This is a genomic window from Methylobacterium sp. E-016 (assembly GCF_022829745.1).
In the GTDB taxonomy this organism is placed as follows: domain Bacteria; phylum Pseudomonadota; class Alphaproteobacteria; order Rhizobiales; family Beijerinckiaceae; genus Methylobacterium.
This window is the reverse complement of sequence record NZ_JAKSYF010000094.1, coordinates 1-440: the sequence shown is the minus strand read 5'-3', so window position 1 is coordinate 440 and position 440 is coordinate 1. Positions and strand designations below refer to the sequence as shown.

1 pseudogene is annotated in these 440 nt (G+C 73.2%); it reads left to right on the top strand.

The features are described from left to right. Positions 1-253: 253 nt before the first annotated feature. Positions 254-440, top strand: a pseudogene (locus MKK68_RS12190) (succinyl-CoA--3-ketoacid-CoA transferase); the annotation flags it as partial.

Genomic DNA, 440 nt, shown 5'->3' with positions numbered 1-440 from the left:
CTGAGCCCGCGACGACCTCCGGCCGTGAGGCCGCAAGCGCGAAGCGCGTCGCCGCGGGTGCGGCGGACGGCGCGGGACGCGCCCCACAGGAACCCGGCCGTGAGGCCGCAAGCGCGAAGGGCGTCGCCGCGCGTTCGCCGGACGGCGCGGGACGCGCCCCACAGGAACCCGGCCGTGAGCCCGCAAGCCCCAAGCGCGTCGCCGCGGGTTCGGCGGCCGGCGCGCGACCGGCCCCACATCAGGCGCCCTAAACATGGCCTGTCTCCGCGCGGAGCCGGCAGCACGTGCCGGGCGCTCAATGGAACCAGTCTACTACGTGAAACTCGGGATCGGCATCCCGACGCTGGTGTCGAACTACATTCCCGAGGGCATGTCGGTGCAGCTCCAGTCGGAGAACGGCATGCTCGGCATGGGGCCATTCCCGTTCGAGGGCGAGGAGG